This window comes from Halobellus sp. EA9, assembly GCF_051195055.1.
GTDB lineage: Archaea > Halobacteriota > Halobacteria > Halobacteriales > Haloferacaceae > Haloquadratum > Haloquadratum rubicundus.
The window spans coordinates 59,835-86,437 of sequence record NZ_JBNTJW010000011.1; the positions used below are offsets into that span (position 1 = coordinate 59,835).

At 69.9% G+C, this 26,603-nt stretch carries 26 protein-coding genes, 1 tRNA gene and 1 other RNA gene; 18 read left to right on the forward strand and 10 right to left on the reverse strand.

Translation table 11 applies throughout. The features are described 5' to 3' along the window. Positions 1–105: 105 nt before the first annotated feature. Both ACQUQ0_RS14150 and ACQUQ0_RS14155 read right to left on the reverse strand, forming a co-directional pair. On the reverse strand, positions 106–1,899 hold the full coding sequence (locus ACQUQ0_RS14150) for a nitrite/sulfite reductase (protein WP_435185992.1): 1,794 nt from the start codon (positions 1,897–1,899) through the stop codon (positions 106–108). 98 nt (positions 1,900–1,997) lie between these two features. Further along, positions 1,998–2,309, reverse strand: coding sequence for a hypothetical protein (locus tag ACQUQ0_RS14155; RefSeq protein WP_372387118.1), 312 nt, complete (start codon positions 2,307–2,309; stop codon positions 1,998–2,000). A gap of 217 nt (positions 2,310–2,526) precedes the next feature. Between ACQUQ0_RS14155 and ACQUQ0_RS14160 the strand changes: the two genes are divergently transcribed. The 3 genes from ACQUQ0_RS14160 to ACQUQ0_RS14170 all read left to right on the forward strand — a co-directional run bounded on the left by ACQUQ0_RS14160 (position 2,527) and on the right by ACQUQ0_RS14170 (position 3,644). Then, positions 2,527–2,661, forward strand: coding sequence for a hypothetical protein (locus ACQUQ0_RS14160; protein WP_372387116.1), 135 nt, complete (start codon positions 2,527–2,529; stop codon positions 2,659–2,661). After that, on the forward strand, positions 2,658–2,804 hold the full coding sequence (locus ACQUQ0_RS14165) for a hypothetical protein (RefSeq protein WP_435185995.1): 147 nt from the start codon (positions 2,658–2,660) through the stop codon (positions 2,802–2,804). The genes ACQUQ0_RS14160 and ACQUQ0_RS14165 overlap by 4 nt, the downstream gene beginning before the upstream one ends. 153 nt (positions 2,805–2,957) lie before the next feature. After that, a complete protein-coding gene (locus ACQUQ0_RS14170) occupies positions 2,958–3,644 on the forward strand; it encodes a DUF7119 family protein (RefSeq protein ID WP_435185997.1) in 687 nt (228 codons plus the stop codon). Positions 3,645–3,661: 17 nt separating this feature from the next. On the opposite strand, the gene ACQUQ0_RS14175 is transcribed toward ACQUQ0_RS14170, so the two are convergent. Further along, the gene (locus ACQUQ0_RS14175; protein WP_435185998.1) at positions 3,662–5,890 is read right to left on the reverse strand and encodes a PAS domain S-box protein; all 2,229 of its coding nucleotides are present in this window, start codon (positions 5,888–5,890) and stop codon (positions 3,662–3,664) included. A 196-nt stretch (positions 5,891–6,086) separates the two neighbouring features. Here ACQUQ0_RS14175 and ACQUQ0_RS14180 point away from each other — a divergent pair. Further along, a tRNA-Lys gene (locus ACQUQ0_RS14180) sits at positions 6,087–6,160 on the forward strand. 299 nt (positions 6,161–6,459) lie between these two features. Here ACQUQ0_RS14180 and ACQUQ0_RS14185 read toward each other — a convergent pair. Further along, a complete protein-coding gene (locus ACQUQ0_RS14185) occupies positions 6,460–7,884 on the reverse strand; it encodes an FAD-dependent oxidoreductase (RefSeq protein ID WP_435185999.1) in 1,425 nt (474 codons plus the stop codon). 131 nt (positions 7,885–8,015) lie between these two features. On the opposite strand from ACQUQ0_RS14185, the gene ACQUQ0_RS14190 reads away from it, so the two are divergent. Beyond that, a complete protein-coding gene (locus ACQUQ0_RS14190; RefSeq protein WP_435186001.1) occupies positions 8,016–8,786 on the forward strand; it encodes a carbon-nitrogen family hydrolase in 771 nt (256 codons plus the stop codon). A 206-nt stretch (positions 8,787–8,992) separates the two neighbouring features. On the opposite strand, the gene ACQUQ0_RS14195 is transcribed toward ACQUQ0_RS14190, so the two are convergent. After that, a complete protein-coding gene (locus ACQUQ0_RS14195; RefSeq protein WP_435186003.1) occupies positions 8,993–10,291 on the reverse strand; it encodes a dihydroorotase in 1,299 nt (432 codons plus the stop codon). Between the two features lie 24 nt (positions 10,292–10,315). After that, positions 10,316–11,080, reverse strand: coding sequence for a lipoate--protein ligase family protein (locus ACQUQ0_RS14200; protein WP_435186005.1), 765 nt, complete (start codon positions 11,078–11,080; stop codon positions 10,316–10,318). Between the two features lie 68 nt (positions 11,081–11,148). Between ACQUQ0_RS14200 and ACQUQ0_RS14205 the strand changes: the two genes are divergently transcribed. After that, positions 11,149–12,159 (forward strand): hypothetical protein, encoded by a 1,011-nt coding sequence (locus ACQUQ0_RS14205; protein WP_435186007.1) that lies wholly within the window; start codon positions 11,149–11,151, stop codon positions 12,157–12,159. A 15-nt stretch (positions 12,160–12,174) separates the two neighbouring features. Here the strand turns inward: ACQUQ0_RS14205 and ACQUQ0_RS14210 are convergent, their stop codons facing one another. Next, entirely contained in the window at positions 12,175–12,753 is a 579-nt protein-coding gene (locus ACQUQ0_RS14210; RefSeq protein ID WP_435186010.1) for a cysteine hydrolase family protein, read from the reverse strand. Positions 12,754–12,865: 112 nt separating this feature from the next. On the opposite strand from ACQUQ0_RS14210, the gene ACQUQ0_RS14215 reads away from it, so the two are divergent. From ACQUQ0_RS14215 to ACQUQ0_RS14225, 3 genes are all read left to right on the forward strand, one after another. Further along, positions 12,866–14,326, forward strand: coding sequence for an Hvo_1808 family surface protein (locus ACQUQ0_RS14215; RefSeq protein ID WP_435186011.1), 1,461 nt, complete (start codon positions 12,866–12,868; stop codon positions 14,324–14,326). 97 nt (positions 14,327–14,423) lie between these two features. Continuing rightward, positions 14,424–15,578 carry a nicotinate phosphoribosyltransferase gene (locus ACQUQ0_RS14220; RefSeq protein ID WP_435186012.1) on the forward strand — a complete coding sequence of 385 codons (1,155 nt, stop codon included), beginning with the start codon at positions 14,424–14,426 and terminating at the stop codon, positions 15,576–15,578. 110 nt (positions 15,579–15,688) lie between these two features. Beyond that, positions 15,689–16,324: a histidine phosphatase family protein gene (locus ACQUQ0_RS14225; RefSeq protein WP_435186014.1), complete on the forward strand. Its 636-nt coding sequence runs from the start codon at positions 15,689–15,691 to the stop codon at positions 16,322–16,324. A 131-nt stretch (positions 16,325–16,455) separates the two neighbouring features. Here ACQUQ0_RS14225 and ACQUQ0_RS14230 read toward each other — a convergent pair whose 3' ends face one another. Next, positions 16,456–17,058 (reverse strand): TIGR00296 family protein, encoded by a 603-nt coding sequence (locus ACQUQ0_RS14230; protein ID WP_372387094.1) that lies wholly within the window; start codon positions 17,056–17,058, stop codon positions 16,456–16,458. Between the two features lie 206 nt (positions 17,059–17,264). Here ACQUQ0_RS14230 and rnpB point away from each other — a divergent pair. The 4 genes from rnpB to ACQUQ0_RS14250 all read left to right on the forward strand — a co-directional run bounded on the left by rnpB (position 17,265) and on the right by ACQUQ0_RS14250 (position 20,556). Beyond that, positions 17,265–17,647, forward strand: an RNA gene (gene rnpB, locus ACQUQ0_RS14235) — RNase P RNA component. 113 nt (positions 17,648–17,760) lie between these two features. Continuing rightward, positions 17,761–18,891: a matrixin gene (locus ACQUQ0_RS14240; RefSeq protein WP_435186017.1), complete on the forward strand. Its 1,131-nt coding sequence runs from the start codon at positions 17,761–17,763 to the stop codon at positions 18,889–18,891. A gap of 89 nt (positions 18,892–18,980) precedes the next feature. Beyond that, a complete protein-coding gene (locus ACQUQ0_RS14245; RefSeq protein WP_435186125.1) occupies positions 18,981–19,277 on the forward strand; it encodes a hypothetical protein in 297 nt (98 codons plus the stop codon). A gap of 46 nt (positions 19,278–19,323) precedes the next feature. Next, positions 19,324–20,556: an MBL fold metallo-hydrolase gene (locus ACQUQ0_RS14250; protein ID WP_435186018.1), complete on the forward strand. Its 1,233-nt coding sequence runs from the start codon at positions 19,324–19,326 to the stop codon at positions 20,554–20,556. A 647-nt stretch (positions 20,557–21,203) separates the two neighbouring features. On the opposite strand, the gene ACQUQ0_RS14255 is transcribed toward ACQUQ0_RS14250, so the two are convergent. Then, complete coding sequence (locus tag ACQUQ0_RS14255; protein WP_435186020.1) at positions 21,204–21,977, reverse strand: DUF5806 family protein; 774 nt, start codon at positions 21,975–21,977, stop codon at positions 21,204–21,206. 334 nt (positions 21,978–22,311) lie between these two features. On the opposite strand from ACQUQ0_RS14255, the gene ACQUQ0_RS14260 reads away from it, so the two are divergent. From ACQUQ0_RS14260 to ACQUQ0_RS14270, 3 genes are read left to right on the forward strand one after another with little or no spacing between them, the layout of a single operon-like run. Further along, the gene (locus tag ACQUQ0_RS14260) at positions 22,312–23,232 is read left to right on the forward strand and encodes a winged helix-turn-helix domain-containing protein (protein WP_435186021.1); all 921 of its coding nucleotides are present in this window, start codon (positions 22,312–22,314) and stop codon (positions 23,230–23,232) included. A gap of 44 nt (positions 23,233–23,276) precedes the next feature. Continuing rightward, positions 23,277–23,642, forward strand: a complete 366-nt coding sequence (locus tag ACQUQ0_RS14265; RefSeq protein WP_435186023.1) for a universal stress protein — start codon at positions 23,277–23,279, stop codon at positions 23,640–23,642. Then, positions 23,639–24,193, forward strand: coding sequence for a GNAT family N-acetyltransferase (locus tag ACQUQ0_RS14270; RefSeq protein WP_435186025.1), 555 nt, complete (start codon positions 23,639–23,641; stop codon positions 24,191–24,193). The genes ACQUQ0_RS14265 and ACQUQ0_RS14270 overlap by 4 nt, the downstream gene beginning before the upstream one ends. Before the next feature lie 21 nt (positions 24,194–24,214). On the opposite strand, the gene ACQUQ0_RS14275 is transcribed toward ACQUQ0_RS14270, so the two are convergent. Next, positions 24,215–24,673, reverse strand: coding sequence for a universal stress protein (locus tag ACQUQ0_RS14275; RefSeq protein ID WP_435186027.1), 459 nt, complete (start codon positions 24,671–24,673; stop codon positions 24,215–24,217). A gap of 109 nt (positions 24,674–24,782) precedes the next feature. Between ACQUQ0_RS14275 and ACQUQ0_RS14280 the strand changes: the two genes are divergently transcribed. Together ACQUQ0_RS14280 and ACQUQ0_RS14285 are read left to right on the forward strand one after the other, a co-directional pair. Next, positions 24,783–25,253 carry a universal stress protein gene (locus ACQUQ0_RS14280; RefSeq protein WP_435186029.1) on the forward strand — a complete coding sequence of 157 codons (471 nt, stop codon included), beginning with the start codon at positions 24,783–24,785 and terminating at the stop codon, positions 25,251–25,253. A gap of 68 nt (positions 25,254–25,321) precedes the next feature. Further along, positions 25,322–26,563: a DHH family phosphoesterase gene (locus ACQUQ0_RS14285; RefSeq protein ID WP_435186031.1), complete on the forward strand. Its 1,242-nt coding sequence runs from the start codon at positions 25,322–25,324 to the stop codon at positions 26,561–26,563. Positions 26,564–26,603: the final 40 nt, after the last annotated feature.

Here is a 26,603-nt window from a genome sequence, read left to right on the forward strand (position 1 = left end):
GGCCGGGCGGGAAGTGGGTACCGCTCCGGTCGGACGTCGAGGGTGGGGCGTCGGAATCGAAGCCGAGGCCGGGATCGGGATCGGGAGTCGGCTACGCGACCCGGATCAGTCGTCGGCCGGGGCGGGCGGGGCGGCGTCCATCCCGTCCTCCTCGGCGTAGGGGTACCACGTCATCTTCGTGTTGTGCATCATCGGGTCCTCGTAGTCCGTCTCCTCGGGCTCGACGAGCTCGTCGAGCTCCTCGTCGTCGTGGCGGGCGACGAACGCGCGGAAGGACTCGCCCTCCTCGCGCTCGTCGGCGAACGATTCGATGAGGTTCGCGAGCGCGCCGGGGACCTCGTCGACGGGGACGCGCTGGGTGACCCAGCGGGCGAACTGCGGCTCGTCGCCGAGGCCGCCGCCGAGGCCGACGTCGAGCGCCTCGACCGCCTCGCCGTCCTTCCGCGTCTTCATCCCGCGGAGGCTCACGTCGGCGATCTGCGGCTGGGCGCAGGAGGCGGTACAGCCCGAGAGGTGGATGTGGAACTCGTCGACGTCTTCGGGGAGGTCGACGTTCTCCTTCAGCCAGCGCGCGTAGCGCACTTGTCGATTTTTGGTCTCGACGATCGAGAGCGAACAGAACTCGGTGCCGGTACACGCGATCGAGCCGCGCATAAACGGCGAGGGGTCCGGCGAGTAGTGCTCCAGCAGGTCCTCTTCGAGGAACGCGTCGAGGTTCTCCTCGGGGACGTCGGTGACGATGACGTTCTGCCGCTGGGAGAGGCGGACCTCGCCGGAGCCGTACTCCTCGGCGAGGTCGGCCAGTTCGAGGACGTCCTCGGCGCCCATCCGACCGACGAGGACGTTCAGGCCGACGAAGTACTTGCCGTCCTTCTGTTCGTGGACGCCGACGAGGTCGTTGCGCTCGCCCTCGCCGGTGTTGTAGGTGTACTCCTCGCGGACGTCGCGGCCGGCGGTGTGGAGCTCGAAGTCGACGTACTCCTCCTGGAGCGTCTCGCGGACCTTCTCGGGGCCCCACTCGTCGACGAGGAACTTGATGCGGGCGTTGTAGCGGTCCTCGCGGTCGCCGTTGTCGCGGAAGAGCGCCGAGAGGCCGCCGGCGACGTCCGAGACGTTCTCGGGGCGGACCCACACGTCGATGTCGCGGGCGAAGCGCGGCTCGTTGCGCGCGAGGCCGCCGCCGACGCGGACGTTGAAGCCGACGACGTCCTCGCCGTCGCCGGACTCCGTCCGGCTGCTCGTCGAGGTTCCCTCGACGGCGTCGATCTCCTTGTACGCGGGCTCGAAGGCGAGGTCGTTGATGTCGCCCTGGCCGGAGCCGTCGGCCGAGCCCGTCACCGAGACCTTCCACTTCCGCGGGAGGTTCGAGTGGTCGTCGTTGCCCTTGAACGTCTCGTTGAGCTCGCGGATGACGGGCCAGGCGTCGATGACCTCCTGGCCGTCCTTGCCGGCGACGGGGTTGCCGACGATGTTCCGCCAGGAGTCGCCACACGCCTGCTGGGTCGAGAGGCCGTTCTCTTCGAGCTTCTCGAAGATCTCGGGGACGTCGGAGAGTTCGATCCAGTGGAGCTGGATCGACTGCCGCGTCGTCCAGTCGGCGTAGGCGTCGCCGAAGATCGGGTTCGTGCCCGGGCCTCTCGCGTATTCGTCGGCGATCTCGCCGACGACCTTCAGTTGGCCCGGTTCGAGCACGCCGTTCGGCGTCCCGATCCGCATCATAAAGTAGCCCTCCTGGCCGTTCCGCTGGTGGTACAGGCCCCACCACTTGAAGCGCTCGAACCACGCGTCGCGCTCGTCGTCCGGGATGGCGTCGAAGCCCTCCTCGGCGAACCTGAACAGGTGCTCTCGTATCTCGTTACCGTAGACTTCGGATTTCCATTTTTCGACGTCCGATGGCATCGTTATCGGTTACAACACACCCACCTTCAAAGCATACTCCTTTTCGTCAACCCTTCCCGCTGCTCCCGCTCTGCGGAGAATGTTGCCGGTATCGTCGGTCACGCGTCCGGACGGGCGCGCAGGACGCTCTCCCGGTCCAGATCGACGTATTCGCCGTCGACGATCCGGCCCACGGGGATCCAGCCGGTCGTGGACTTGGTGCCGCAGGCGATGCACTGGCCGTAGACGCGGACCTCGACGGTGGAGCCGTCGACGCCGATCTCCTGGAAGTTCTCGACGACCAGGTCCGCGAGGTCGCAATCGCAGAAATCGTCGCTCCGAAGGCGCCAGAGTTCGCTCACGCTCACCCGCCGGCTGTCGTCGACGGAGAGCCAGGCCCCGTCGTCGAGGATGCGAAGTCGAGTGGTCACACTCCCGCTATGTGCTCTATGACCCCGACTCTGACGGCGGTCACAAAGGGCGACGCTGTCGCCGACGGCGGAGGGACGCCCCATCGCGACGTAGTGGTGCGGTTTTCGCCGTTCGGAGGCGTCATAGGTTCCGGAACGGATTTCTGGTATCCGGGAGTGGGGGTGCGATTTACACCGGAAGCGCCCCTTATGTGGGTCGCCTCCATATGGGAATTCGATGAGTGAGTCAGTCCAGATCGATGACCGAACGCCGACCACCGACGCCGGCGGGGCGCGACAGCACGCCCCCGCGGACGTCGCCCCGGAACTCTATGATGCGGTGACACTGACTACTGCGAGGTACCAGCGATGAGCCCGACGATGGAATTCGACGAGACAGACGCGGACGAGACCGACGCCGACGCCGAACCGGAGCACAGCCATCTCGACGACCTCTCGGACGGCGCCGGGTGTACCGAAATCTGGGAGCACCTCTCCGAGGGCCGCGAGGAGTAATCCCCCGAACGCGCTCGGCGGAGACGCCCCCGAGACGCACGCGGCCCGGCCGGCTCGTCTCCGACGGGGCGAGGGTTTCTGCGGCGTGATCGCCGCGCCGGGCGCACGACGGGAAGAGCCTTTTAGTGCCGGACTCGCTACGTAGGACAGACGATGCCCGACGACGCCCCCGGACGCCCGCCAGCCGACCGCGAAGAGCCCGTCGGCCAGCCGGTCGTCCGCGCGGACCCCGCCGTCACCGGCGAGCGCGCCGAGGAGGCGGTCGGCTTCGACCCCGACGACCCCGAAAGCGTCGCTGAGGCCGCCGAGACGGTTCGCGCCTTCTCGGAGAACACCGTCGGCGCCGCCGACAACGTGTATATGCTCCGCGGCGCGGCCGCGTGCGCGGCGCTCGTCCGGGGCGTCGGCTCCTACAAGGAGGCGGTCGAGCGCGCCGGCGGCGACGTCTCCGTCTCGTTCGTCCGCAAGTGGGCGCGAGTCCACGACCTCCCGCAGGCGATCCGCCGGCACGTCGCCCGCGGCGACATCGCCCCGACGGCCGCCAAGCACATCGCGCGCGTCTCCGGCGTCGACCGCTTCGACCTGGCGTGGGCCGTCGTCGACGCCGACCTCACGGTCCGCGAGGTCCGCCGGATGGCCAGCGAGGTCGACGGGACCACGAGCGCCGCCGAGGCGCTCGCAGAGCGGGGGATCGAACTCGGCCGGGTCGAGCTGTCGCTCCCCCTGGAGATCTACCGCGAGCTCCGCCGCCGGGCCGCGATCGAGAACCGCGAACCGGGCGAGCTGGTCGGCGAGGCCCTGGAGGCCTACTTCGCCGAGGAATCGGTCACGCCCGAGTGAGCCGACCGCCGGCGCGGTCAGCTCGCCGCGTCGACGTCGACGTCGGCGTCAGTGCCGTCCGCCGAGTCGCGGGCGCCCTCGTTCGGCTCCTCGTTCGGCTGCGGAACGAGCGACAGCGAGACGCTCGCCCCGATCGCGTCCGCATCGAGCAGGGAGCCGACGTCGCGGGCGCCGAACCGGAGCGCCCCGCCGGAGCGCTGGACGACGTGGTAGACGAACTGGAGGCCCAGCCCGGAGCCGTGGAACAGCGGCGTGATGTCTCCGGGGCTGTGGGCGGCCTGTTGTTCCATCTCGGGGATCCCGGGCCCCGTGTCGGCGACGGTCACGACCACGCGTCCGTCCGCGCGTTCGACTCTGACGGCGACGTCGGCGTCCGGCTCCGTGTGGACCACGGCGTTCCGCAGGAGCTCGGCGAGGGCGTCGCGGAGTTCGGGGATGGTACAGACCTCGAACGGCTCCGCGCAGTCGAGCGCGATCTCCCGGTCCGGATGGGCCGCGCGGAGCTCCGCGACGGTCTCCGTGATGATCGGCCGGAGGGCGAGCCGCTGCCGCTCGGACTCGTCTGTGAGGAGGTCGACGATCCGGCGCTCCTTGTCCGCGAGTTCGACCAGGGCGTCGCCCGCCTCCCGGATCTTCCGCGCGGACTCGCGGATTCGGCCATCGGTCCGCTCTTCGAGCAGTTCCGCGTGGCCGAGGACGAGGTTCATCTTGTTGTAGAGGTTGTGTCGGAGGATGCGATCGAGCACCCGGAGCTGGTGCTCGCGTTCGGCCCGTTCCGTGACGTCCCGGCAGATAGCGACCGTCCCGTCGACGTTGCCGTCGCCGTCGTAGTGCGGGTACCGCGTCGTGATGACCGACCGGGTGCCCTTCGTCGGGAACGTCGGCGTGACCTCGTAGGTGATCGTCGACTCGGAGTCGAGCACGGCCCCCTTCTCCCGTTGGATCCGCCGGGCGGTGACGTCGTCCATGAACCCGAACTCGTCGGCGTCGATCAGCTCCGCCTTCGAGCGGTCGGCGTACTCCGCCACGGCGTCGTTGAGGACGCGGAACGTGCCGTCGCGGTTCTGGAGCATAATCGGGTCGTCGAGGCGGTTGACGATCTCCTCGAACGTCTCGAGCCGCTCGCGGGTCCGGACCTGTTCTGTGACGTCGGTCTGGATCGCGACGAACCCCTCGATGGTCCCGTCGACGCCGGTGATCGGCGCGATCGTCTCGGAGGCGTGGTAGTGCTCGCCGGACTTGCGCGCGTTCACGATCGGCTCCGACCAGACCTCGCCCGAGAGTATCGTACTCCAGAGATCCGAGTAGTAGGTCCGGTCCATCTGGCCCGATTTGAGGATCGAGGGGTCGCGGCCGATCGCCTCCTCGGAGCGGTAGCCCGTCACCTCCTCGAAGGCGGGGTTGACGTACTCGATCTCGCCGCTCCTGTCGGTGATGAAGATGGCGTGTCCGGCCGCCTCGATGGCCCGCTTGAACCGCCGGACGGTGTTCTCGCGCTTTTCGCGCTCCGTGACGTCCTGGAACGCGCCGCGGACGGCCACGACCGAGCCGTCCTCGACGACGGGCGCCGCCTTCGATCGGACCCACCGGAGTTCGCCGTCGGCCCGCCGGAGTCGGTAGGTGGCGTCGAACGGTTCGCCAGAGACCGCGCGCTCTACGTCGGCGCGGACGGCGTCGCGGTCGTCCGGGTGGTAGAACGAGACCGCCCGCTCGGGGGTCGGCTCGAAGGACTCGGGAACGCCGTGCAGGCGGTAGGTCTCCGCGGTCCAGGTGACCGTCTCCGCGTCGGGATCGTACGCCCAACCGCCGACCCCGGCGAGAGCGGTCGCCTCTTCGATGAGGCCGGTGGCGTCAGCGGCAGACGCCTCGTCCGCGGCGCCGGCGTCGCCGCCGCGCTCCCGCACGGAGACGAACGCGTCGATCGCATCGGCGAGCAGGTCCGCGCCGTCGGTGTCGATCGACGCCGGGAGGTAGCGGACGCCCGCCGCGCCAGCCGCACGGCGGGCCAGGTCGTCGTCGGGCGTCCGGGGATAGAGGACGACATCCGGCCCGCCGCGCGCTACGTCGCCCTCGACTGACGCGGGAGCCGTGCGGGCGACGATGCAGTCGGTCGAGCGGTGCTGGGTCGAATCCGGTCCGACGACGCGGACCGCGGGGGTCCGGTCCGCGACGGCCGACCGCACCGTCGCGAGAAGCGCGTCGTCGCCGTCGACGAGGACAGTCGGGGAGAAAGCGCCCGCGGTCATCGACACCTCTGGGCGGGGCCGGTGCCCCGCGGCTGCGTTCCGGATCCGCCCGCCGCACGAGTCCAATGAATCACGCCGTATCCAGGACGTTCTGTGTGGGGACGAATATATGTTCTTCTCGCGGGTAGACGGCCGGATCGCCCGACGCCGCCCGAGAGCAAACGCTTATCACGGCCCGTCAGTTACCCCACCCTGCGGGCCGGTAGCTCAGTTCGGCAGAGCGTCTGGCTTTTAACCAGACGGTCGGGGGTTCAAGTCCCTCCCGGCCCGTGAGAACCCGGCGAGCGAAGCGAGCCGTGGTTCGAGCTCGTCGGGAGACGTGAACTAGGGAGCGTCGCGAGCGGAGCGAGCAGCGACCGTAGTTCAAGTCCCTCCCGGCCCGTCGAGCCGGCTCCGAACGACGTGAGGAGCGACGCGGGTATCCGGACGGCTCCTTCCAGTCCCGCCCGGCCACCACGTCCTCCCCAGCCGATTCCTCGCTCGCGGCGCTCGCTCGTCGTCCCTCGCGTGCGTGTGCCGGGCGACGGAGCGCGCGACAGCACGCGCCCGAGCAGGAAGTGGGGAGAGCGTCAGAGGCTCCCGTTCAGCACCTTCGCGGCGACGAGCACCGGGTCCCAGACGGGGCTGAACGGCGGCGCGTAACCGAGGTCCTGGCGTTCGAGTTCCGCGACGGTCAGTTCCGCGCCGAGCGCCGTCGCGACGGTGTCGATGCGGACGGCCGCGCGATCGGTGCCGGCGATGCTGCCGCCGAGCAGGCGGCCGGACTCGCGGTCGGCGACGAGCGTGACGGTCGTCTCCGCGGCGCCGGGGTAGTAGCCCGAGCGCGACCCGGCGCTGATCGTCTCCGAGACGGGATCGAAGCCGGCCTCGCGGGCGCGGTCCGGGTCCAAAATCCCGGTCCGGCCGCACTCCAGGTCGAAGGCCTTCACCATCGCCGTGTCGGCGACGGCGCCGATCGGCGTGGGGTCGCCCCCGACCGTCGCGCCGATGGCCCGGCCGGCGCGGTTCGCGGGAAGGCCGAGCGGGTCCCAGGTCGGCGCGCCCGTGACCGCGTGGGGCATCTCGGCGACGTCGCCCGCGGCGTAGACGTCCGCGGCCGACGTCCGACCGTAGGCGTCGGTGGCGATCGCGCCCGATTCTCCGAGTTCGATCGGCGTGCCGTCGACGAGTTCGGTATTGGGCCGGATGCCGATGCCGACGAGTGCGGCGTCGACGTCGAGTTCCGAGCCCGAATCACAGACCACCGACTCGACCGCGTCGTCGCCGCGGAGCCGGACGACCTCCTCGCCGAAGTGGGTCGTGACGTCCGCGCCCCGGAGCGCCTCCGCGACCGCGTCGCCGACGGCGTCGCCGAAGCCCGGAACGGGCCGCTCGGAGCGCTGGAAGACGTGGACGTCGAGGTCCCAGGCGTCGAACGCCTCGGCCATCTCGACGCCGACGTAGCCCGCGCCGACGACCGCGACCGTCTCGGGAGGAGCCAGCTCGCCGTATCGCTCGACCGCCGACGCGTCGAGGGCGTCGCCGCCGCCGAGGTCCGCGATATCGAACTCTTCGGGCGGCGTCAGGAAGGCTCGGATGGCCGCCGCGTCGTCGAGGCCGTGGAGCGTGAAGACGCCGTCGAGCGCCGCGCCGTCGATCGGGGCGTCGACCGCGCGGGCCCCGGTAGCGACGAGGAGGTCGCCGTAGGCCTGCTCGAAGGTCTCTACCCCGGATTCGACCGTGACCGTCCGCGCGTCGGTGTCGACCGCGACGACCTCGTGGCCGCGCCGGAGGTCGATGCCGCGCTCGTCGGCCTCCTCGGGCGACAGCGAGAGGAGGTCTTCGAGGCGGTCGACCTCGTCCTTCACGAAGTAGGGGGTGCCGCAGTGAGCGTAGGAGATCCACCGGCTCTTCTCGAAGACGACGACGTCGCGCTCGGGGTCCTCGCGCAGGCACTTGCTCGCGGCCGAGAGACCGGCGGCGTCGCCGCCGATCACGACGAAGGGGTCCGTCATACCGCCACCTGCGTCGGCCGACGGTAGATAGCTTTCGCCGGGCGGTGCGACTCGCGCACGGCCGAGCGGACGATCGGTCGCGCGTGCCACTCGCCGTCCGGTTTTACACGCTCGCGTCTCGAAGGTCGAATATGCACGTCGCGGCCGTCCAACTCCCGGCGCGGAACGATCCCGAGGGGAACCGAGCCCGGGCCACAGCTCGGATCCGTGACGCCGCCGAACGCGGCGGGGACCTCGTGGTCCTCCCGGAGATGTGGCCGGTGGGCTACTTCGCGTTCGACGCCTACGACGACGCGGCCGAATCGGTGCCGGGGCCCACCACCGAGCGCCTCGCCGACCTCGCGGACGAGTGCTCGATCCACCTCCACGGCGGGAGCATCGTCGAGCGCGAGGGCGACGACCTGTACAACACTTCGGTGCTGTTCGGCCCCGATGGTGATCTCCTCGCGACCTACCGCAAGATGCACCTCTTCGGCTACGAGTCCGAGGAGGCGCGTCGGCTCACGCCCGGCGAAACGCCCTGCGCCGTCGACACCGACCTCGGCACGCTCGGGCTGACGACCTGCTACGATCTCCGGTTTCCGGCGCTCTACCGCTCGCTCGTCGACGAAGGCGTCGAAATCCTCCTCGTCACGTCGGCGTGGCCGAGCGAGCGGCGCGATCACTGGCACCTCTTCGCCCGGACGCGCGCAGTGGAGAATCAGTCGCTCCTCGTCGCGGCGAACCTCGCCGGATCGGTCCGGGACGTCGACCTCGCGGGCGAGAGCGTCGTCGTCGATCCCTGGGGCGTCGAGCGCGCCAACGCCGGCCGCGAACCCGGTGCGGCGAACGCGACGATCGACCGCGACGAGATTCAGGAGGTCCGGGAGTCGTTCCCCGCGCTCGACGACCGGCGGCTGTGAGTCGCGGTCAGCGGCTCACGGCGTGAGCGTTTATATACGATACCGAGGCCAGGCTGTTCGTGAACTGAGAACGGCCCCGCGTCGGTCAGCGGTTGTCCGACACGTCGGCGCGGGTCGGTCGCGGGTGTCGGCTGTTCGCCAAAACGCCAGTGAACGGCCACAGAGACCGATCTCCAGCCGAACCGCAGGGGTCGGACGCGAGGGCGCTACCGCCGGACGTTCTCGCCGATCGGCTCGTCGGTGACGGAGTCGCCGTCGAAGACCACGCGACCGCGGACCATCGTGAGGTCCGGGAAGACGCCCGTCCGGCCCTCGAACGGCGTCCACCCGCACTTCGAGTGGAGGTCGTCGCCGCGGATCTCGCGGGCGTTCTCGGGGTCGACGAGGACGAGGTCGGCGTCGCATCCCTCGCGGATCCGGCCCTTGTTCGGGAGGTCGAAGACGTCGGCGACGTTCGCGGCGGTGACGTCGCGGACGCGCTCGTAGGAGATCTCGTCCCGCCGCGCGCGTTCGAGGAGCAGCGGCAGCATCGTCTCAACGCCGGGGACGCCGCTCGGCGCGTCCCATAGGCCGGCCTCCTTCTCCTCGACGGTGTGCGGCGCGTGGTCGGTCGCGACGATGTCGACGTCGCCGTCGACGAGGCGGTCCCAGAGCCCGGCGCGCCGCTCCTCGCCGCGGAGCGGCGGGTTCATCCGGCCGTAGGTTCCCAGTTCGGTCGCGTCCTCGCGCGAGAGGAAGAGGTGATGCGGCGTCGCCTCGCACGTCGCGCCGCCCGCGACCGCGGCGTCGACGCCCTCGGGCGTGCTCGTGTGGGCGATGTGGATCTCGGCGCCCGTCTCGGCGCCGACCTCGACCGCGCGCTCGACAGCGGCCGCCTCGGCCTCCGGAGACCTAAACTGACTCCAGACGTCGGCGTCGGCGTCGCGGCCGACGCCGCCCGCGTCGCGGTCGCGGGCGGCAGCGTCGAACAGGTCGGCGTCCTCGGCGTGGACAGTGACGACCACGTCGCGGGCGGCCGCGCGCTCAACCGCGTCGGCGAAGCGGTCGGCCTCGATGCCCATATCGCCCGTCGAGTCCGCCAGGAAGACCTCGCCGAGCGCGAACAGCGGCCGGTCGAACAGCGATTCGGGGTCCCAGTCGGGCGTGACGCCACCGTTGATCCCGTAGTCGACGACCGAGGCCTCAGCGAGCGACGCCTTCTCGTCGAACGCCGCGCCGGAGACGGTCGGCGGCGTCGTGTTCGGCTGGTCGACGACCGTCGTCACGCCGCCGGCGGCCGCGCTCTGCGAGCCGGTCGTCCAGGTCTCCTTGTGGCCGTGACCCGGCTCGCGGAAGTGGACGTGGGCGTCGATGGCGCCCGGCAGGAGCAGCCGGCCGTCGGCGTCGACGACGCGGTCCGCGTCGGCGTCGACCGACGATGCCACCTCGGCGATCCGGCTCGATTCGGTGCGGACGTCGCGGACCCGCCCGTCGGCGAGCCGCGCGTCGCGAAAGAGCGTCGACATACGCGGGCGTCGGCCGCAGGCGACCTAAGCCCGGCGGTTCGGCTCGTCGACGCCGCGACTGGTCGAACGGTCCCGTATCGAGTCGACGTCGACTGATTCGCGCGCGAGCGAGCCGCAGAACGCGTCGACGATCGCGTCGATGACGGTCTCAGAGGCGGCCCGGCCGCCGCTTCGTGCCACGCTCCCTACCGAATCGGGGTCGAACGGGACGTCGAGCGCGTCGTACACCTCTGCGAGAACGGCGGCGATCTCCGCGTGGCTATCGGCGACGACGATGCCGGAGACGCGCGCCGCGTCGCGACCGATCCGCTGTGCGAGCCCGGCGATTTTCCCGTGGCCCTGCACGGAATAGTCGCCGGGGCAGAACGACGCCTCGGGCTCGCCGCGGCGGGCGGGCGCGCCGATCGTCCGCAGGGCGCGCACGACCGCCGCCGTCGCGGCCTCGTAGCGGTCTTCGAGCCCCTGCTGGGGATCCTCGGCGGGAATCACGGCCGCGAAGGCGACCGTCGTCCCGGTGTAGGCGACGGCCCGACCGCCGACCGCCCGCTCGATCGGCGGGTAGCCGCGGCGTTCGGCCACCTCGCGAGCGCGTTCGTAGCCGTCCGAGCGCGCGTCCCGACGGCCGAACGCGAGCTGTCGGTGCGGCGTCCGGACCCGCAGCGCCGGCGCGTCGCTGTCGACGGCGCGGGCGACTACATCGTCGAGGACCGACCGATCGGCGTCGAGCGTGGGCGCGCGGCCGCGAATGACGCGGACCCGGTCGGCGTCGGGTCGGACGCGTTCGATCACGGTCGGACTACGTGCCGACGAGCCTAAGCGCTCTCGGTCCGCCGGTCCGGTATGGTCGGTGAGCCCCGGTGACGAGAGGTTCGCGCCGAGATGGCGGTGGGGGCGAAGACGCGTCGTCGAGCGACGCGTCCGTTCGGCTCCCGGCGTCGACGCTCCGTCGCTATCGCCGCTTCTCGCTGTATAACTCTCCGTACCCGGCGCACGACTCGGGGTGTGCGATCGACCTCTATCCAGAGGGGAACGACGCCCGCTCGCCGGTCGCGGGCGAGGTCATCGAGACGCGGACCGTCCGCGCGCCGCCGAAGTCCTACGCCGCCGACGAGGAGTTCCTGATCCTCGTCGCGGTCGACAGCGAGGAGAGCGGGCTCGGCGTCAGTGCGGGAGATGACGACCGATCCGCGGACGGGCTGGTGGCCCGGATCCTCCACGTCCGCCCGACCGTCGAGGCCGGCGACCGCGTCGCCGTCGGCGACTCGCTCGGGCCGATGATCCGCTCGGGCTTCTTCGCGCCGTGGGTCGGAAACCACGTCCACCTCGGATTCCGGCGCAGTGACCAGAATCTCCACCGCGCCGGCGGGTCGCTGCCGATCGACGTCGCCGCCGACGTCGACCCGCTGTCGTGGGACGGCACCGGCCGGGTGATCGAAGTCGGCGAGACGTACGCCCTCCTCGACGCGCCGGCCCATCCCGCGCCGGGCGAGCGGTTCGCCGGGATCGGCGGGGTTGTGAACGCGGGAGCCGGAAAAGAGGGAGATAAGGTCGCCCTCGACGGCGGCTTCGCCCACTACGCCGGCGGCGGAGCGCTCGGAAGTCGCTCACTCGGCGATGGTGAGAGTAGAGGCACCGACGGCGCGGTGTCGTTCCTCGGTCACTCGGTCGGTGACTGCACGGGCCGCACGGTCGCCTGGCGCGACGTCGACGTCCTCGCGAACGGCGACCGGATCACGGGGCTGTCGCTGTTCGCCGGGATCGACCCGGAGTTCGGCGCGAAGCTCGTCTGTCCGGACCGGACGTTCGCGGTCGGCGAGCGGGTCCGCGTGTCGATCCGCGACAGCGACGACCCGATCCGCCTGGGGTGAGACGGCGGCGCCGCGCTACTCCTCGAAGGCGACTTCCTCGCGCGCTGTGACCTCGCCGAACAGCCAGCCGGCGTGGTCGAGTGCGTACTCGCGGTGATCGGGTTCGATCGCGCCGATCGCGTCCTCGACGAGGACCGGCCGGTAGTCCCGGAGGCCGGCGCTCCCCGCGGTGTGGAGCACGCAGACGTTCGCGAGCGTCCCGCAGAACACGAGGTCGTCGATCCCGCGGGCCGAGAGCCACCCGTCGAGTTCGGTCCGGTGGAAGGCGTCGTAGGTGTGCTTCTCGACGACGTGGTCGGACTCGCGCACGTCGAGATCGTCGACGAGCTCGGCGTCCCACGACCCTTCGAGGACGTGTTCGCCCCACTGCTCGAACTCGTCGTAGTAGTGCGCGTCGTCGAACTGCTCGGGCGGGTGGACGTCGCGTGTGTAGACGACCTGCGCGCCCGCGTCGCGGGCGTCCGCGACGAGCGCGGCGACGTCGTCGACGACCGCCTCGCTCCCGGGCGCGTAGAGGCTCCCCTCGGGGTGGCAGAAGCCGTTCTGCATATCCACGACGACCAGGGCCGTGCGTTCGGCGTCGAACGTTGGCATCGGTGTTCGAACGTCGCCGGCACAGCGGCAAATGCGTTCTCCCACGGCGGTCGGCGGACGCCGGCGACGCCCGGCAGAAAGGCACTTCCCCGCGTGGACCCTTTTCCCGTCAATGAGGCTGAGACGCGGTCTCGTCGTTCCGGCGGTCGCCCTGTTGCTCGTGCTCGCCGGCTGTTCCGCGCCGGTGATGGAAGCCGATCCGGCGGGCGGCCCCGGCGGTGAGGTCGGCGTCCCGAACGCCGACTTCGACGACCCGGCCGGCGACCCGCTCGGCTGGGAGGACGGCTACTGGCACAACGAGTCGATCGACGTCGACCAGTCCGACGGGCTCTCGGACGGCGAACTCCGGGCGTACGTCGGCCGGGGGATGGCCCGCGTCGAGTACCTCCGCGGGCGCGAGTTCGAGCGACGCGTCCCGGTGTCTGCCATCTCCCGCGCGGAGTACCGCAACCGCTCGTCCGGCGGCGACTCGTCGTCCGGGCCGAGCGAGTACAGCCAGTGGAACGACCAGGTCTGGGAGGCGCTGTTCGTCGTCGGCGAGTCCCAGGGGAGCGGCTCGGCGATCAGCAGCACCCGGAGCGCGGCCGTCGCCGGCTTCTACTCGCCCACGGACGACGAGATCAAGGTCATCACCGGAACGCCCGAGTCGCCGACGATCAGCAACACGACCCTGATCCACGAGCTCGTCCACGCGCTCCAGGACCAGCACTACGACCTCACCAAGTCGAAGTACGGGGGCGAGACCCAGGACGCCCAGCTCGCGACCGACGGGCTCGTCGAGGGCGACGCGAGCTACATCGAACAGCGGTACGTCGAGCGGTGCGGCGCCGCGTGGGAGTGCGTCCCGACGCCCGCCCCCAGCGGCGGCAGCGGGGGCGGCGGAGGCGCCGGCCCGTCGAACCTCGGCATCTTCCTGACCATCTTTCAGCCCTACTCCGACGGCCCGGTCTACGTCCACGACCTCGTCAGCACCGGGGGCTGGGGGGCCGTCGAGGAGCGCTTCCGCGAGCCGCCGGTCTCCTCCGAGCAGATCATCCACCGCACTTCGGAGACGCCGACGCCGATCACCTACCGCGACCGCGCGCGGAACGGCTGGGAGACGTTCCCTGAGCAGGGAGAAGACGGCTCCGACACCGTCGGGGAGGCGTCAATGTACGTGATGTTCTGGTACCAGGCCCGGACCGCCAACGCCGAGACGATCGACCCGCGGACGCTCGGGAACGCCGACGGCCCCTACGACACCTACAACTACGACGCCGAGCCGTCGGCAGGGTGGGCCAACGACCGGCTGTTCCCCTACCAGAAGGAAGTCGACGGCGGCGAGAAGTACGGCTACGTCTGGGTGACCGAGTGGGACACAGCGCAGGACGCAAGGGAGTTCCGGCGGGCGTACCAGGCCATCCTCGACGCCCTCGACGCCGAACAGCGCGCCGAGAACACCTACGTCGTCCCCGAGGGCAGTTACGCGGACGCCTTCCGCGTGACCCGGTCGGGCACGCGCGTGACGATCGTGAACGGCCCGACGGTGTCGGACCTCAACGACATCCGGCCCCGGTCGTCTCAGTCGTCGTAGCAGCGGCGGCCGAGCGTCCGCGTCGTTGAAGAGGAATCCCCTTCGGATTCGGCGGACGAACGAGTGAATTTTTCAGCGCGCCGGTCGAACCCCGCGTATGGACTTCGACATCGTCGGGCCCGACGCGATCCGGGAGGGCAGCGCGACCGACGCGTACTTCGACCGGACGGAGACGACGCTCCGGCACGCCGGGCGGAACCCCCGCGTCGTCGCGGAGATCACCGCCGATCAGTTCCCCGACGGCGACTACGAGCTCCTGGCGGGCGTGAAGGACGTCGCGGCGCTGCTCGAAGGGCGGGACGTCGACGTCGACGCGATCCCGTCGGGGCGGCTCTTCGACGGCGGGCCGGTGATGCGGATCGAGGGCGACTACCTGGAGTTCGCGCGGCTGGAGACGTCGATCCTAGGTTTCCTCTCGCACGCCTCAGGGGTCGCGACCGCCGCGCTCGACGTCCGGCGGGCCGCCCCCGACTCGCTCGTGCTCTCGTTCGGCGCGCGCCACGTCCACCCCTCCGTGGCGGCGATGATCGAGCGGAGCGCGCTGGTCGCGGGCCTCGACGGCTTCTCGCACGTCGCCGCGGGGGACGTGCTGGGGAAGGAGGCCGGCGGGACGATGCCGCACGCGCTCGTAATCTGCTTCGGCCGCGGGAACCAGGAAGAGGCCTGGACCGCCTTCGACGAGGCGGTCGGCGAGGACGTGCCGCGGGTCGCGCTGTGTGACACCTACTCCGACGAGACCGACGAGGCGCTGCGGGCCGCCGAAGCCCTCGGCGACCGCCTCGACAGCGTCCGCCTCGACACCACCGGCTCGCGCCGCGGGGACTTTCGGCACATCATCAAGGAGGTCCGCTGGACGCTCGACGCCCACGGCCACGAGGACGTCGGGGTCTTCGTTTCGGGCGGACTGGGTCCCCAAGAGCTCCGCGAGCTCCGGGACGTCGCCGACGGCTTCGGCGTCGGCGGCTACGTCTCCAACGCCGACCCCGTCGACTTCGCGCTCGACATCGTCGAGGTCGACGGCGAGCCGGCGGCCAAGCGCGGCAAGCTCACCGGCGCGAAGGAGGTCTACCGGACGACCGACGGCGGCCACCACGTCGGCCTGCGCGGCCGCGACGGCCCCGACGACGGCGAGGTGCTCCTCCAGCCGCTGCTCCGCGACGGCGAGGTCGTCGAGGACGTCGCGTTCGACATCGACGCGGCGGCCGAGCGGGCGGCGCGGGACGCGGACCTGTGTGCGTACGGCGCGGAGTAGCGGCCCATTCCCATCTCGAACGCCGACCCGTCGACCCACCGCCCCACCGCTGACAGCGATCCGCCCCGCCCCGGCGCGGAAGCTATGCATCGCGACCGCGTAGGGGTCGTATGGCGGACGTCGTCTGGGCGGTCAGACACGGCGAACGGCAGGACACGGTCGACCCCGACTGGGAAGCGCACGCCGAGCGGCTCTATGACCCGCCGCTGACGGAACTGGGGCGCTGGGCGGCCTGGCGCGTCGGCCGCCGGCTCGCGGAGTCGGGGCCGCCGTTCGACGCCGTCTACGCCTCGCCGTTTCTGCGGACGGTCGAGACCGCAGACGAGATCTGCCGGGAGATCGGACGGGAGGGACGGCTCGAACCGGGACTCGGCGAACACCGGAACCCGGAGTGGTTCGACGCCGAGCCGGAGACGCTCCCCGTCGACGAACTGACCGCGCGGTTCGACACGATCCGGGCCGACCGCGAGCCGTACGTCCAGCCGACGTTCCCGGAGACGGGCGCGGCGGCGACGGCGCGGGTCGGGGAGACGGTCCGTCGGATCGTCGCCGACGAGCCGGGGACCGTCCTCGTGGTCGGCCACGGCCTCACCGTCGGCGGCGTGGTCGACGGGCTCGTCGGCTCGACGGACGGCGTCGACGCGCAGCTGTGCGGGCTCACGCGGGTCGAACGGATCGGCGGTGAGGAGGGGACGGAGGCGGGCGAGTGGCGGCTGGACTTCTCCGGCGACACGTCGCACCTGTAGCGGCGGCCGGGGACTCGGCGGTAGTCATATCGACTCGGCGATCCGGCGGACGATCGTCGCCACTCGGCTGTCGAGGGTCGCGTGTCGGCCGTCAGAGTCGGCGTCGCTGGCGTCGGCGTCGGCGCCGTCGCTTACAGTTCTTCGACGCTGCCGCCGTCGGCGCGCTCGCGGAAGACCTGACCGTCGAAAAGCGTGACCGTGGTGTCGTCGTCCTGCCAGGCGAGCGGGGAGAGGCCCGCCTTCCGGCAGGCGTGGGTGAGGAACTGTTCTTCGTTCCAGCCGTTCTCGATCGGGATCGTCGGATAGAGCCAGCCGTGGTTGCCGTCCTTGTCTACGACGACGCCGTGTGTCCCCAGGTCGACGTCGTCGAGCGGTCGGTCGGTCTGTGTGTAGTCGCAGACGACACAGACGGAGATGGTGAGGTTCGACAGTTCGGGCTGTTCGATCTCCGAGCCGCAGGAGTCGCCGGAGGCGGCCTGGATCGCGGCGTCGACGATCGCGTGGCCCAGTTGGTCGTTGCCGCGGTACGCGCCGGCACATCCCCGGAGGCGGCCGCGACCGCGCGTGGACCGGATGCGGACGAACGCGCCGGTGCGGGCGTAGAAGGCGTCCCGCATACTGCCCGGCTGTTCGCGCTGTCCGTGGAGAACGTACGATTCGACCGATTCACGCGCTAGCTCGACCGCCCTCGCCCCGTCGTCGTAGGAGAGACGAACGGTCTGCGCCTCGGACATACATTCGTGGAGGCGCTCGCCCGACTTGAACGCTTCCCTTCTATCTCGGACGTATACGGCTGTGAGCGTCGGTTCGGCGGGGTTTGGATCGATGTCCGGACTTACTGACGACCGAGTTCATTTTCTCGCGTCCCGCCGCCGACGCGTTCGACCGACGAAACCGGGGGACCGAACGGCTTATCCGGATCTCCGCCCAACGTCCGATCGGCAGAGAGAGCTCGGCCCCCGTCGGTCCGACCGGACCGATGAGGAAAGTCCCCCCACCGTCCGGACGGGTGACCGGGCGCAAGCCCGGAGTCGGAGACGGCTGGCTCTGGAACAGAAACGAGACCCCTCGGCCCGACCGATGACGCGCGTCGACGGCCTCGCCGTCGGCGGCGTTCGCGGAGACGCGAACGCGCGAACCCGACCGCAAGGCAGGGGAGCTGACCCGCGGAGGGCCCGCGGCCGCGAGGCCGCAGACGGCCGAGAACGGATGGAACGGCGAATCCTCACCGGTGCAAGTCAGCGCCGACAAGGTAGTCCGGACAGGGCGCTGACGCTCAGCCGAATGCCGAGCCGAACAGAAGGGGGCTTACTCCTCTCAGCCGCTCACGCCCGAGAGCGGCGGCGCCGGCGGGAGGGGCGTCGGTTTCGGCATTCCACCTCGACTCCGTCGGCCGGTACCGAACCTTCTTTGCCGCGACGGCCCTCTCCGCACGTATGCCGAGCCGGTCGTCCGGGGTCGCGGTCGCGGCGGGCCTCGCGCTCCTCGTCGTGCTCGCGGGCTGTGCGAGCCCGGTCGCGGAGTTGCCGGCGACGGAGCCCGCGAGCGAGGCCGAGACCGAGCCCGCAACGACGACCGGCGGAGCGTCTCCGACGACGACCGGACCGACCGCGACGACCGCCGAGCCGACGGCGACGACGCCCTCGGGGACGCCGACCGCGACGCCGACGGCCGTCGCCGACCGGCGGAGTCCGTGGGGCGACGAGCCGATCGTGGTCGCGGTCCGCGACACCGCGGGCACCGGCCGGGAGTGGACGCCGCTGGTCGAGGAGGCGACCGCCTACTGGGAGGCCAGCGCCGAGCGCTTCGCGGGGTTCCCCGTCGACTACGCGGTCCGGCCGGACGCGTCGAACCCGGATCTGATCGTCGAGTTCGTCGACACGGTCCCGGTCTGTGAGGGCGCCGACGACGCCGCCGGCTGTGCGCCGCTGATCGAGGACCGCCGGCAGATCACGCGGCCCGAGACCGTCTACGTCCGCACCGGCTTCTCGGACGACTCTACGGTGCGGATCATCGAGCACGAACTCGGTCACACCCTCGGCCTCCGGCACGACGACGCGCCGCAGGAGATCATGGCCGGTCGGTCGGTGCTCTTCACCGAGCCCCGACTCAACGCGACAGAGCGCGCCTTCCCGTGGGACGACGCCGACTTCACCGTCTACGTGGACGTCGCGAACGCGTCCGACCCCGCGGGCGCCCGCGAGCAGGTCCGCCACGCGCTGGAGTACTACGAGGACGACGCGCCGGGGATGCCGACCAACATCACCTTCACGCGCGTCGACAACGCCAGCGACGCCGAGATCGCCGTCCGATCGGTCGGGACCTCGCCGTGCGGGTCGGGCGCGGCGTCCTGTAGAGAGATTCGAGGCTGGGATCCCGACGGCGACGGCGCGATCGAGACCTACTCGCAGCTCCGGGTCTCGCTCGTCGACCTCGACACCGACGCCGTGGCGTGGCACACGGGCTACTGGCTGGCGTACGGCTTCGGCGCCGAGGCGGACGCGGACAAGCCGCCGCCGTTCCGGGACGCCTCCTACGAAGAGGTCCGGAGCGAGTGGTGGACCTGATCGGGACGCGCGTCGGCGGATTCTTTTCTGTCGATCACGTAGGCAGAGCTATGACCGAAAACGGCGACTCCGAGACCCCGACGCTGGAGATGGCCCGCTTCGAGGCCGACGAACTGGCAGAGGCGCTCGAAGACGCCTTCGACGGCACCGACGCGGAGTACCGCGTCGTCGCCAGACAGGCCCGCGACCTCGCGGACGCGGGCGTCGTCGCCGAGGACCGGGGCGAACCGCTCACGATCGAGGCCATCGTCCGCAACCTCGACGACGCGCCCGAGGACTCCAGCGTGGCCGACCGCTGGAACTGGTGGCTGGGCGCGCTCGACACCGCCTACGGCGGCTATCGCGAGTTCGAGGTCCGGGCGGTGCCGAACGAAGAACAGAACTGACGCGAAAGCGACGGACCCAAGCGGACGGAGTCGGTAGCGGGACGCGATGGACGTTCGGTTTCTCGGCGGCGCCCGCGAGGTGGGACGGAGCGCCATCCTCGTGAACGGCTCGCTGCTCTTGGACTACGGAACCCTGACCGGGAATCCGCCGCAGTTCCCCGTCGAGACCCCCGAGCCCGAGGCGGTCGTCGCCTCCCACGGCCACCTCGATCACGTCGGCGCGATCCCCTCGCTGTTGTCCGGCGACCGCCGACCGCCGATCCACTGGACGCCGCCCACCCGGGAGCTCGCGCTGACGCTCGCCCGCGACACGCTCAGGCTCCACGGCGGGACCTACGACTGCCCGTTCACCGAGGAGGAGGTCCGGCGCGTCACGCAGGTCTCGGAGACCCACGGCTACGGGGAGTCCTTCGAGGCCGCGGGCCACGAGGTGACGCTGTTCGACGCGGGCCACATCCCCGGGAGCGCCCACGTTCTCGTCGACGACGGCGACACGCGCCTGCTGTACACCGCCGACTTCCACACCGACGACCAGCGGCTCGTGTCGGCGTCGACCGCCCGCCCCGACGCGGACGCCGTGATCTGTGAGAGCACGTACTCGGACGTCGAACACGAGGCCCGCGCAGCGATCGAACGGCGGTTCGCAGAGAGCCTCCGGGCGACCGTCTGGGAGGGCGGCACCGTCGTCGTCCCGGCGTTCGCCATCGGCCGGACCCAGGAGATACTGCTCGTCTGCGAGGCCAACGACATCGACTGCTACGTCGACGGGATGGGAAAGGGCGTGACCGAGATGCTGCGGCGACACCCCGAGTTCGTCCGGGACGCCGACGCGCTCCGGCGCGCGAAGTCGAACGCCCGGTTCGTCGACGGACGCGACGGCCAGCGGAAACGCATCGCCGACCAGAACACCGTGATCGTGACCACGAGCGGGATGCTCTCGGGCGGGCCGGCGATGACCTACGTCCCGGCGATCAGGGCGAACCCGACGAACAAGATCGCGCTGACGGGCTACCAGGTCGAGGGGACGCCCGGACGCGATCTCCTAGAGCGGGGGCGCGCCGAGATCGACGGGCGGGTGATGCCGATCAGCGCCCGGGTGGAGTGGTACGACTTCTCCGCGCACGCCGACCGCGAGGGGCTCTTGAAGCTACTCTCCGAGTACCGCGACGTGCCGGTCTTCGTCAATCACGGCGATCGCTGTGAGGCCTTCGCCGCGGAACTGAACGGGGAGGGATACCGGGCGTCGGCGCCGGCGGTCGGCGAGACGGTGGAGATCTGAGCGGCGCGTGCTCGGTGGGTTCCGGAGCGGCGAGTCGCTGCCGCAGTCGGCGGTCAGTCGTCGGCGGCGGGGGTCGCGGCGGCCAGCGGCAGGGTGAGCCCCCGGCCGGCGACGATGTAGTTGATGCTGTCGCCCTTGACCTTCCGGGAGACGTAGAACCCGATGACCATCATCAGCGATGATCGCCGCCAGCCCGTAGACGATGACGCTCACTGGCACACCCCCCGAACCGACGCTTTAGTTGATTTCGAATTGTTCGCTATTTCGATCGATTTGCAGTCGTTTGCGCTTACATTACCGTCATCAGTGGAAGCTTGAAGATGATTAAAAGAATCTTTCCTATATTTGTATAGTTAGTCGTAAGGAAGTCTTGCACGTACAAACTGTACCAGCCTGCGGGTACGTGTTTATACAATATGTACCGCCGTTTCGGCGGGATTGTAAGACGAGATATTCGATCGCGTTAGATTCGATAACGTGGATTCCTACGCGAATGAGTCGAGAAACCTCCAGAAACGGATCTCGGAAGGACAGCGAGTATATACGTCAGCCGGTGGAGAATTACTCGACGGTCGGTCGACGATCGGTCGGCGATCTATCGGCGGCCGGGTGACCGACGAGCTCCCGACAGAAGATACCGTCTCCGATTACGCGTCGTCGGCGTCTTCGGTGAGTTCTTCGGCCCGCAGGTCTGCGCTCGCTTCCCGGACTTCCCGCATCACGCTCGAAATCCGCTCTTCGGCCTCCAGTTCCTCCTCGACGGAGAGGTCGACGCCCTCGACCTCGAGTAAGAATTTCGCGATCTCTGTGACCTCGTACATCATCTCGTCGAGGTCCTCGGCGGTGAAAAATCCCGACATCGCGCCGTAGAGGAACGTCGCGCCCGACTTTCGGATTTTGTCCTCGAACGACGAACGGGCCTGATTGACCGCCTGCGGCGTGTAGGTGTCGGTCATAAAGGGGACCAGTTCGGGGAGGTTCTCGCCGATCTTGGTCATCTCGACGCCGGTCTCGGTTCGGAAGTCCGCACACAGCCGGGCGATCGCCCACTCGCGGGCGGTGATGTACGTGCGGTCCCGGAGGAAGTCGTTGACGCGGTCGTACTGCGCGCCGTCGACCTTCTTGAACCGGGCGTACTTCCGCACGTCGGCCGGCGTCCCGTCCTCGGGGGCTGTGCCGGCCGCGTCGTCGGTGTCAGCCGCCGCATCGCCGGCGGCGACGTCGCCGACCCCAGAGGAGTCGCCGGTATCGGAGGGCCCGTCGGTATCCGAGGGATCGGGGGCGCTCGACGAGCCGTCGCCGTCCGGATCGACGTCGGCGTCCGTCTCGTCGCCGCCGGCGTCGCTCCGCTCGGCCGGGCGGTCCACGTCCTCGTCGGCCCGCGGCGCGTCCGGCGTCGGCGCCTCGGCGTCGTCGTCCATACTGCCGCGTGTCGCGCCGACGGCAAAAAGCGTTCTGTCGCCGGGGCGAAACCGCATCACGACACGGTCGAATTCGTGTCGGCGCCGTTTGTGAAGAAAATTTCACCGCGGATTTTTCAACTCCCGTCGAGTGAAATAATACGCCGGGGTGGTAACTCGGCCGGGCGTCGTCCGGTGTTTGTGCCTCTGCACCGGCGACGGTCGCGCACCTTTCGTACACGCAGCCTGCGGCCCGTGCCGACGGCGTCGACGAAGGCGACAGCGACGGCGATCGCCCCCGAGCGAGAACCCCCACTGACAGAATCGTTTTCCGTCTCGGCGACGAGGCCCGAGCGTGAGCCGACAACCGCCGGACCACGTCGAACTCGACGACGAAGCGCTCAAGGCGGTCGCCAACGAGACTCGGCTCCGGATCATCGCGAGCCTCGGGGCCGTCGTCCGAGACGGGCGGTACGGCACCCGGCGATTCTCCGAACTGATGGAGCAGATCGGGCTGTCCGACAGCGGACAGACCACCTATCACCTCGACAGGCTCCGCGAACAGGGGTACGTCGAGCGGACCGAGGAGGGCTACCGGCTGACGCTCCGGGGCCTCCGGATCTACCAGTTCGTCCGATCGGGCGTTCTCAGCGGGAGCGAGGCGGTCGGCCCGTTCGAGTTGGACCTCGACCACGAGGAGTGCGGGAAGCCGCTGTCGATCCGGTACGAGGACCACCGCGTGTACGGCGAGTGCGAACACTGCGACGAGATTATCGGTGTGAATCCGGTTCGGCCCAGCGGATTCGATCCGAGCAGACCAGAATCGGTGGCGGATGCGTACCGTCACCGATTCTGGATGGACAACTTCGCGATGACTCAGGGGTTCTGCCCGTACTGCAGTGGTGACGTGCAATCGAAGATCGACTATCGACATACCGAAGCCGTACCGGACGATGCACAGGGATCGGATCCGGCGATCACGTTCACCTGTTCGATTTGTCATTGGTTCATCAGCACGACGATCGAGTTCCCCGGCTATCTGCATCCGGCAGTCGTCGCTTTCTGTTACGAACACGGGCTCAATATCCGTGAACACAATCCGCTGAAGCTGCCTATCGACATTCCCGAGTACGACGTCCGTTCGGAGGATCCCTGGCGCGTGGCAGTCACCTACGCGTACGAGGGCGATTCGATCACGCTCACCTTCGACGACGACCTGACGGTCCACGAGATCGAACGGGAAGCGAGCCCTATGGAGTCCGACGCGTCGCCGTAGTTCGTACCCGACGATTTTTCTACTCCGCCGTCGACATCCGGCGTATGAGAATTCTGCTGGGACTCGGCGCCGGCGACGACTCCCTCCAGGCGCTAGAGCGGACTGCCGAGCGCGCGGTCGAGGCGGGCGACGATCTGACGGTTGCGATCATCGACGACGGCGGCGAGCGGTCGGTCGACGACATCGAAGCCGACGTACAGCAGGCCCTCGACGAGCGGGGCCTCACCGCGGAGATCAGGTACCTGGACGCCGACGCCGGGAGCGAACTGGTCGACATCGCCGAATCGGAGGGCTTCGATCGGATCGTCATCGGCGGCGGCACGACCAGTCCGATGGGAAAGATCCAACTGGGCAGTACGGCCGAGTTCGTCCTCCTGAACTCCCACGTCAGCGTGACGCTCGTCCGATGACTCGAGACCGTCTGTTCCCCGACGCGGTGGCCGGGCCGTTCGAGGGGCCGCCCCTGACCTTCGAGGACCGCGAGGGCCGCGAGATCGAGATCCGCGCGTACGACGGAAGCGACGCGGAGTACGAGGCGCTCGCGTCGATGTACGTGGCGTTCGACCCGGCGGACCGCGCCCAGGGCATCCCGCCGAGCCAGGAGCGGCGCGTCCGCGAGTGGCTCGACAACATCCTGAGCGGCGACTGCCTCAACGTCATCGCGTGGGACGACGACGACGCCGCGGGCCACGCGACGCTCGTGCCCGACCAGGACGCCTACGAGCTCGCGATCTTCGTCCTCCAGAAGTACCAGGAGGCGGGGATCGGCACGCGCCTGATGAAGACCCTGCTGGGCTACGGGGCCGAACAGGGCGTCGAGAAGGTGTGGCTCACCGTCGAGCGGTGGAACAGCCCCGCGGTCGGCCTCTACAAGAAGATCGGCTTCGAGGTCAGCGACTCCGAGAGCTTCGAGTTGGAGATGGCGATCCGACTGGCCGACGGGCGCGACGAGGGTGGATGACGGGAAGGCAGAATCGACCGTTCAGACCGACAGCACGGGCTGGCTCGCGTACAGGAGCACGTACTCGGCGGCCTTCGCGAGCACCTCGCCGGGATCGCCCGACAGCGGCTCGCGGGGGACGACGAGGAAGTCCGCCGACAGCTCCTCTGCGGTGTCGAGGACGACGCTTCCGGGATGACGGAGCTTCATCTTCGTCGAGAAGCCGTAGGCGACCGAGGTCGAGAGCTCGACGCCCTGCTCGGCGGCGATCGACTCGGCGGACTCCATTATCGCCTCGCCGTCGGCGGCGACCGCCTCGTCGTCGACGCGTCCCTCCTCTATGGCCTCAACGACGTCCTCGCCGAGCACGTGGACGACGTGGACGCCCGCGTCGTACTCGTCGGCGATCGCGGTCGCGTACGTTACCGCCTCCGTCGACTCGTCGCTCGCGTCCACCGGGACGAGCACGAGGTCGACGGACAGCGGCCGGCGGTCGGTCATACTCCCCTCTGCGACGCCCGGCGGCAAAAATCCACATACTATCGGCGCGCCCGCTCCCGACCGCCGCGGCCCGCGGGGATTTATCCCGGACGCCGGCGAATCCGGGGGTATGTTCGAGACCATCGTCATCGCGACCGACGGCTCCGAGAGCGTCAGGCGGGCCGTCGACGTGGCGCTGGACCTCGCCGACCGCTTCGACGCGGCGGTCCACTGCCTCTATGTCATCGACGAGGGCGACGTGGCCTCGTCGCCGGAGCGGCTCCGCGTCGAGATGGCCGAGGCGCTCGAAGACCGGGGCACGGAAGCGATCGCGGAGGTCCGCGAGTCGACCGATCGCGAGGTGACCGGCGCGATCGAGGAGGGCCACCCGCCCTCCGTGATCGACGAGTACGCCCGCGAGGTCGACGCTGACGTCGTCGCGATGGGGACCCGCGGCCGACACGGCGAGAACCGATTCCTCATCGGGTCGGTCGCCGAGCGCGTGGTCCGGACGTGTCCGGTGCCGGTGCTCACGGTCCGACAGCTCGCCACCGACGAGAGCGACGAGGAGCTGATCGGGACGCCCGAGCAGGCGGGCTGACCGACGGGGCCGGCGGACGCGCCCGCGGAACCACGTCGGTTTTCACCGCGGCCCCCGTCGTCGGGGGTATGGAAGACGAACTCATCGACAGCGCGAGCCTCTCGCTCCCGCGGAAGTCACAGCTTCCGGGGACGGGCTTCTTCTACCCGGACTCCCTGGACGAAGACCGGACCGAAGAGCGGATCGCCGAGGCGGTCGACGGCGCGGAGGCGGTCGTCGTCGCCGACACCGACGCCGACGGGCTGGGCTGTGTCGCGCTCGTTCGGGAGATGTACGACGCCACCCTGGAGTGGGCGACGTTCGAGGAGTCGGTGACAGACCGCGTCGAGCGCTGGGAGCGCGACGAGCCCGCCGACGACGAGAGCGACGAAGACGAGGAGGAGACGGACGAGGCGGCCGCGCGCTCGACGGTCGCGCTCGTCGGCGCGGGGCCGTACTCGCTGGACGAGGCGCTCGAACACGTCGCCGAGTACGCGCCCGCGGGGATCGACCTCTACGTCTGCGACATCTGTCCCGACGAGTACGCGTGGATCGAAGACGAGCTCGCCGCCGTCTCCGACCTGGCGGCGTCGGTCGCCTGGTACGACCACCACCAGTGGGACGACGAAACGGCCGAAAAAGTCCGCGAGACCGGCGCCGACCTCGTCGTCGGCGCGTCCGACGAGGAGTGCTCGACCGACGTGACGCTCCGCGAACTCGACTACGACTTCGACGAGCGGTGGACCGAGCTCGCGGCCGTCACCCGCGACCACGACCTCTGGCTGAAGGAAGACCCACGGAGCGACGACCTCGCGGACTACGCCTACTGGGCCGACCCCGAGGAGTACGTCACCGTCGTCGGCGTCTTCGGCGTCGACCTCCCCGACGTCGTCGAAGAGTACATCGAACTCCGGCGGGTCGAAAAACAGCAGCTGATCGAGGCCGCCGTCGCCCGCGCGGAACTGAAGTCGGTCGGCCCCTGGACGATCGGCGTCACCTACGGCCGGTGCTCGCAGAACGAGGTCGCCGAGGCGCTGCGCGAGGAGGGCGCCGACGGGGCCGTGATCGTCAAGCCCGCCGGGAGCGCGAGCATCCGCGGCTCCGAGGGGTTCGAGCGCGCCCACGAGGTCGCTCGGAAGGTCAACGGCGGCGGTCACCCGCGCGCCGCGGGCTGCAAGCCCGAGATCTACGACGATATGCTCGATTACGCTCACCACTGGACGACCCAGGGATCGACCGCGAAGCGGGTGATCCTCCGGGCGTTCGAGGAAGTCGCGGCCGACGTCGAAAGCGAAGCCGAAGAAGAGAGCGACGATTCGTCCGCGGAGTAATACTGTCGGACACAAGTCTGTGAAGAATTTCGCCGCCCGG

What these genes read in the sequence shown, in the direction of transcription:
- ACQUQ0_RS14175 (WP_435185998.1), bottom strand. Translation starts at nt 5,890, where the DNA reads ATGACCGCGGGCGCTTTCTCCCCGACTGTCCTCGTCGACGGCGACGAC.
- ACQUQ0_RS14275 (WP_435186027.1), bottom strand. Translation starts at nt 24,673, where the DNA reads ATGACCGACCGCCGGCCGCTGTCCGTCGACCTCGTGCTCGTCCCGGTG.
- ACQUQ0_RS14195 (WP_435186003.1), bottom strand. Translation starts at nt 10,291, where the DNA reads ATGTCGACGCTCTTTCGCGACGCGCGGCTCGCCGACGGGCGGGTCCGC.
- ACQUQ0_RS14240 (WP_435186017.1), top strand. Translation starts at nt 17,761, where the DNA reads ATGCCGAGCCGGTCGTCCGGGGTCGCGGTCGCGGCGGGCCTCGCGCTC.
- ACQUQ0_RS14270 (WP_435186025.1), top strand. Translation starts at nt 23,639, where the DNA reads ATGACTCGAGACCGTCTGTTCCCCGACGCGGTGGCCGGGCCGTTCGAG.
- ACQUQ0_RS14215 (WP_435186011.1), top strand. Translation starts at nt 12,866, where the DNA reads ATGAGGCTGAGACGCGGTCTCGTCGTTCCGGCGGTCGCCCTGTTGCTC.
- ACQUQ0_RS14285 (WP_435186031.1), top strand. Translation starts at nt 25,322, where the DNA reads ATGGAAGACGAACTCATCGACAGCGCGAGCCTCTCGCTCCCGCGGAAG.
- ACQUQ0_RS14245 (WP_435186125.1), top strand. Translation starts at nt 18,981, where the DNA reads ATGGCCCGCTTCGAGGCCGACGAACTGGCAGAGGCGCTCGAAGACGCC.
- ACQUQ0_RS14160 (WP_372387116.1), top strand. Translation starts at nt 2,527, where the DNA reads ATGAGTGAGTCAGTCCAGATCGATGACCGAACGCCGACCACCGACGCC.
- ACQUQ0_RS14210 (WP_435186010.1), bottom strand. Translation starts at nt 12,753, where the DNA reads ATGCCAACGTTCGACGCCGAACGCACGGCCCTGGTCGTCGTGGATATG.
- ACQUQ0_RS14230 (WP_372387094.1), bottom strand. Translation starts at nt 17,058, where the DNA reads ATGTCCGAGGCGCAGACCGTTCGTCTCTCCTACGACGACGGGGCGAGG.
- ACQUQ0_RS14280 (WP_435186029.1), top strand. Translation starts at nt 24,783, where the DNA reads ATGTTCGAGACCATCGTCATCGCGACCGACGGCTCCGAGAGCGTCAGG.
- ACQUQ0_RS14225 (WP_435186014.1), top strand. Translation starts at nt 15,689, where the DNA reads ATGGCGGACGTCGTCTGGGCGGTCAGACACGGCGAACGGCAGGACACG.
- ACQUQ0_RS14255 (WP_435186020.1), bottom strand. Translation starts at nt 21,977, where the DNA reads ATGGACGACGACGCCGAGGCGCCGACGCCGGACGCGCCGCGGGCCGAC.
- ACQUQ0_RS14150 (WP_435185992.1), bottom strand. Translation starts at nt 1,899, where the DNA reads ATGCCATCGGACGTCGAAAAATGGAAATCCGAAGTCTACGGTAACGAG.
- ACQUQ0_RS14220 (WP_435186012.1), top strand. Translation starts at nt 14,424, where the DNA reads ATGGACTTCGACATCGTCGGGCCCGACGCGATCCGGGAGGGCAGCGCG.
- ACQUQ0_RS14265 (WP_435186023.1), top strand. Translation starts at nt 23,277, where the DNA reads ATGAGAATTCTGCTGGGACTCGGCGCCGGCGACGACTCCCTCCAGGCG.
- ACQUQ0_RS14165 (WP_435185995.1), top strand. Translation starts at nt 2,658, where the DNA reads ATGAGCCCGACGATGGAATTCGACGAGACAGACGCGGACGAGACCGAC.
- ACQUQ0_RS14190 (WP_435186001.1), top strand. Translation starts at nt 8,016, where the DNA reads ATGCACGTCGCGGCCGTCCAACTCCCGGCGCGGAACGATCCCGAGGGG.
- ACQUQ0_RS14250 (WP_435186018.1), top strand. Translation starts at nt 19,324, where the DNA reads ATGGACGTTCGGTTTCTCGGCGGCGCCCGCGAGGTGGGACGGAGCGCC.
- ACQUQ0_RS14185 (WP_435185999.1), bottom strand. Translation starts at nt 7,884, where the DNA reads ATGACGGACCCCTTCGTCGTGATCGGCGGCGACGCCGCCGGTCTCTCG.
- ACQUQ0_RS14170 (WP_435185997.1), top strand. Translation starts at nt 2,958, where the DNA reads ATGCCCGACGACGCCCCCGGACGCCCGCCAGCCGACCGCGAAGAGCCC.